The organism is Kitasatospora sp. NPDC093558, assembly GCF_040683475.1.
Taxonomy (GTDB): Bacteria; Actinomycetota; Actinomycetes; order Streptomycetales; family Streptomycetaceae; genus Kitasatospora.
Window position 1 is genome coordinate 1 of record NZ_JBFBDY010000541.1, and the last position, 4313, is coordinate 4313.

At 73.8% G+C, this 4313-nt stretch carries 4 protein-coding genes and 1 pseudogene; 3 read left to right on the plus strand and 2 right to left on the minus strand.

What is annotated here, in order from left to right; all coding sequences use genetic code 11:
• Positions 1 to 31: 31 nt before the first annotated feature.
• Positions 32 to 328: pseudogene (locus AB0O00_RS31000) on the plus strand ((Fe-S)-binding protein); the annotation flags it as partial.
• 57 nt (positions 329 to 385) lie between these two features.
• On the opposite strand, the gene ddaH reads toward AB0O00_RS31000, so the two are convergent.
• The gene (gene ddaH, locus AB0O00_RS31005; RefSeq protein WP_363657401.1) at positions 386 to 1213 is read right to left on the minus strand and encodes a dimethylargininase; all 828 of its coding nucleotides are present in this window, start codon (positions 1211 to 1213) and stop codon (positions 386 to 388) included.
• Positions 1214 to 1500: 287 nt separating this feature from the next.
• Here ddaH and AB0O00_RS31010 point away from each other — a divergent pair, with 287 nt between their 5' ends.
• The gene (locus tag AB0O00_RS31010) at positions 1501 to 2283 is read left to right on the plus strand and encodes an SGNH/GDSL hydrolase family protein (RefSeq protein ID WP_363657403.1); all 783 of its coding nucleotides are present in this window, start codon (positions 1501 to 1503) and stop codon (positions 2281 to 2283) included.
• A 25-nt stretch (positions 2284 to 2308) separates the two neighbouring features.
• Here the strand turns inward: AB0O00_RS31010 and AB0O00_RS31015 are convergent, their stop codons facing one another.
• Positions 2309 to 2725: a DUF2809 domain-containing protein gene (locus tag AB0O00_RS31015; protein WP_363657405.1), complete on the minus strand. Its 417-nt coding sequence runs from the start codon at positions 2723 to 2725 to the stop codon at positions 2309 to 2311.
• A gap of 111 nt (positions 2726 to 2836) precedes the next feature.
• On the opposite strand from AB0O00_RS31015, the gene AB0O00_RS31020 reads away from it, so the two are divergent.
• A complete protein-coding gene (locus tag AB0O00_RS31020) occupies positions 2837 to 4273 on the plus strand; it encodes a DUF2252 domain-containing protein (RefSeq protein WP_363657407.1) in 1437 nt (478 codons plus the stop codon).
• Positions 4274 to 4313: the final 40 nt, after the last annotated feature.

Consider the following 4313-nt stretch of genomic DNA (forward strand, 5'->3'; position numbering starts at 1 on the left):
CGGTCGGTCCTGCCCACGAAAGGAGAACGGCTTGCGGGTCGCGCTGTTCGCCACCTGCGTCAACCACGCACTGGTCCCCAGCCCGGCGATCGCCACCGTCCGGGTGCTCGAACGGCTGGGCGTGACGGTGGACTTCCCGCCCGAGCAGAGCTGCTGCGGGCAGCCGCCGTACGACACCGGCCACCGGCAGGCCGGCGAGCCGCTGGTGCACCGGACCGCCAAGGCCTTCGCCGACTACGACCACGTCGTGACGCCCTCCGGCTCCTGCGCGGCCATGGTCCGCGACAACTACCCCCGGCTCGGCGCCACGGCCGCCGCCGGGGGCCGAACAGCTCACAACCCCTGGCGCGCGGCGTGAACGGCGTGTCCCCGAGCGTGCCGGGCCTCACGCCGGCCTGAGCTCCAGCGTGCAGCACTTCGCCCCGCCGCCGCCCTTGAGCAGCTCCGAGACGTCGACCGGGACCGGCTCGAAACCCTCGTCGGCGAGCCGGCCCGCCAGGGTCTTCGCCGCCTCCGGCAGGAGCACCCGGCGTCCGTCCGAGACGGCGTTCAGGCCGAACACCTCCGCGTCGGCCCGGTCGGCGAGGATCGCGTCGGGGTACAGGGCGCGCAGCGTGGCCCGGCTGTCGGCGTCGAAGGCCTCCGGGTAGTACATGACCTGGTCGTCGTCCAGGACGGCCAGCGCCGTGTCCAGGTGGTAGAACCGCGGGTCGACCAGGGTGAGCGTGGTCACCGGGACGCCGAACAGCTCGCCCGCCTCGGCGTGCGCGGCGCGCGAGGTGCGGAAGCCGGTGCCGGCCAGCACCCTGCGGCCGGCCACCAGGTGGTCGCCCTCGCCCTCGTTGACGTGCCCGGCGCGGCGCACCTCGGCGTAGCCGCGGTCGCGGAACCAGTCCTGGTAGGCGGAGGACTCGGGGGCGCGCTCGGGGTAGCGGAAGGTGGCGACCAGGGCCCGGCCGTCCAGGACGGTCGCGCCGTTGGCGGCGTACACCATGTCGGGCAGGCCGGGCACCGGCTCGATCAGCTCGACGGTGTGGCCGAGGCGGCGGTAGAGCCAGTACAGGCGCTCCCACTGGCGGATCGCGAGCGCGGTGTCGGTGGGCTGGGCCGGGTCCATCCAGGGGTTGATCGCGTAGTCCACGGTGAAGTACGTCGGCCGGCACATCAGGTAGCGCCGCGGCCGGGCGGTGCGCTCCGGGGTCTGACGGGGCATGTCTCTACCGTCCTTGAACAGCAAGGGTGTTCGGGTCGAGTTGCGGCTGCCCAGGCAACACCGTCCGCACACCCGCGCAGCCGTACCCGCCGGGCGCACTCCCCCGCGCAACCGGCGCGAGCCCCGGCGCACACGCACAAGCGGAAGGGGGCGGCCTTCTTGTGCCGTCCTCGTGTCGTCCGAACGCGGCCGATCTCCAGGGCTTTTGCGGACGTGGCCGATGTCACGTCCGGATAAGGGTCACCTACGGTGGCGTAGGTCACTTGATGAGGTGAACTATCTTCTTCATGCCGAATCTCCAGGAGACCCTTGACATCAGTTCGTATGCCGCCCTCGGCGACAGCTTCACCGAGGGCCTGAACGACCCCGGGCTCGACGGCGCCTTCTTCGGCTGGGCCGACCGCCTGGCGGGGATGCTCGCGGTGAGCAAGCCCAAGGGCGAGTTCCGCTACGCCAACCTCGCCGTCCGCGGGCGGCTGCTGGACCAGATCGCCGCCGAGCAGGTGCCCGAGGTCCGCCGCCTCCAGCCCGACCTCGTCACCTTCTGCGCCGGCGGCAACGACATCCTGCGCCCCGGCAGCGACCCGGACGAGGTGGCCGAGCGCTTCGAGCGGGCCGTCGCCCAACTCGCCGACTCCGCGGGCACGGTGCTCATCTGCACCGGCTTCGACACCAAGGACGTCCCGCTGCTCAAGCACCTGCGCGGCAAGATCGCCACGTACAACGGGCACATGCGCGCCGTCGCCGACCGGCACGGCTGCAAGGTCGCCGACCTGTGGTCGCTGCGCTCGGTGCACGACCGCCGCGCCTGGAGCGAGGACCGGCTGCACCTGTCCCCCGAGGGCCACCAGCGGGTCGCCCTGCTGGCCGCCAACTCGCTCGGGCTGCGCACCGACGAGGACCCGCAGGCGCCGTGGCCGGCCGCGCCGCACCTGACCGCCGCCGACCAGCGGCGCGAGAACATCCAGTGGGCCCGCGAGTTCCTGATCCCGTGGGTCGGCCGGCGCCTGCGCGGCGAGTCCTCGGGCGACAACGTCGAGCCCAAGCGCCCGGACCTGATGCCGCTCTGATCGACCCTCAGCTCTTGATGTGACGTCAAATCCCGTGTGACCGCGGCGCTGTGGCCTCCCGAGGCCGCAGCACCCGGTGCACGGCGTACGCCGACGCGGCACCGACCAGGTACCAGAACAGGTCGGGCGGGTTGAACGTCGAGCCGAGGACCAGCCGGGCGAGCGTGCTGCGCCGCCCGAGGTCGTCCGGCACGCCGGTGATCTGGAAGAACTCCACCGCCCAGCTCAGCGCCGCCGCCACGGCAGCAGCGCGGGCCGGGCGCACCCGGGGCGCCACGAGCACCACCAGCGCGTACACCAGCACGGTGTAGAGGGCGTCCCCCGCGTACTTGGCGAACTGCCCGCCGGCCAGCGCCCGGACACCCAGTCCGGCCGCCACCGTGACGCCCGCCGCCACCACTGCCACCGCCCGCACCCGCAGGCTCCCCCGTAGATCGCTCACCCGGTCGATACTACGTGCTGGAACCATCGGTTCCGCTCGAACGTCACTCCACCTGCAGGCCGTTCGCGCAGGTCGCCGGGCGGGGGGAGCTGACATAAAGGCGGGGGACCGATGGTGACGCAGGCGGCGCAGACCGGTGAGACGGCGCCCGGGACGGAGCGTTCGGCGCGACGCTTCGCCGTCCCCGGGTTCGCCCGGCACCACGACACCCGCGCCCGCGAGCGCGGCAAGGCGCTGCGCGGACGGGCGCCGCGCGAGGGGCACGCGCTCGTCGCCCCCGCGGCCGACCGGCCGACCGCCGTCGAGGCCCTGGAGACCTCCAACGCCGGCCGGCTCGGCGGCCTGGTCCCGATCCGGGTCGGCCGGATGGCGGCCACCCCGTTCGCCTTCCTGCGCGGCTCGGCCGGGCTGATGGCCGCCGACCTCGTGGGCACGCCGGTCACCGGCGTCACCGCCCAGCTGTGCGGCGACGCGCACGCCGCCAACTTCGGCCTCTACGGCGACGCCCGTGGCCAACTCGTGATAGACATCAACGACTTCGACGAGACCGTGCCCGGCCCCTGGGAGTGGGACCTCAAGCGGCTGGCCACCAGCCTGGTGCTGGCCGGACGCGAGACCGGCGCGAGCGAGACCACCGCCCGCCAGGCCGCCGCCCACGTGGCCGGCGCCTACCGCCGCACGATGCGCACGCTCGCCAAGCTGCCCGCGCTCGACGCCTGGAACGCCGTCGCCGACGAACAGCTGGTCTCCTTCGCCGAGGCGCACGACCTCACCGACGTCCTGCGCAAGGTCGGTGCCAAGGCGCTCGGCAACACCAGCGCGCGGTTCGCCGCCAAGAGCACCGTCCGCGAGGCGGACGGCAGTTGGCGCTTCACCTCCGCTCCCCCGGTGCTCACCGAGCTGCCGTACGCACTCGCCGCGGCCGTCGCCGAGTCGCTCGGCCCGTACGTCGACACCGTGCCCGCCGAGGTGCGCACGCTGCTCGCCCGCCACCGCGTGCACGACGTCGCGTTCCGGGTGGTCGGCACCGGCAGCGTCGGCACCCGCTCGTACGTCGTGCTGCTCACCGACCACCGGGACCAGCCGCTCGTGCTCCAGGTCAAGGAGGCCCGCCCGTCTGCGCTGCTGCCCCACCTGGCCCGTGCGGGCTTCGCCGTCACGGACGCGGACCCGCACGAGGGCCGCCGGGTGGTGCTCGGCCAGAAGCACATGCAGGTGGTCAGCGACACCCTGCTCGGCTGGACCACGGTGCACGGACGGCCCTTCCAGGTGCGGCAGTTCCGCAACCGCAAGGGCAGCGTCGACCCGGCCGCGCTGCTGCCCGCCCAGCTCGACGACTACGCCCGCATCACCGGCGCGCTGCTCGCCCGGGCCCACGCGCACACCGCCGACCCGGGCGTGCTGGCCGGCTACTGCGGCAAGAGCGAGGCGCTGGACGAGGCGGTCGCCGGCTTCGCGGTCGCGTACGCGGACCGCACCGAGGCGGACCACACGGACCTGGTGGCGGCGGTGCGCAGCGGGCGGCTGCCGTCGGAGCCGGGGGTCTGAGCGGGTCTGATCGGGGAGCCCGGTGCGGGGAGTTCTGAGC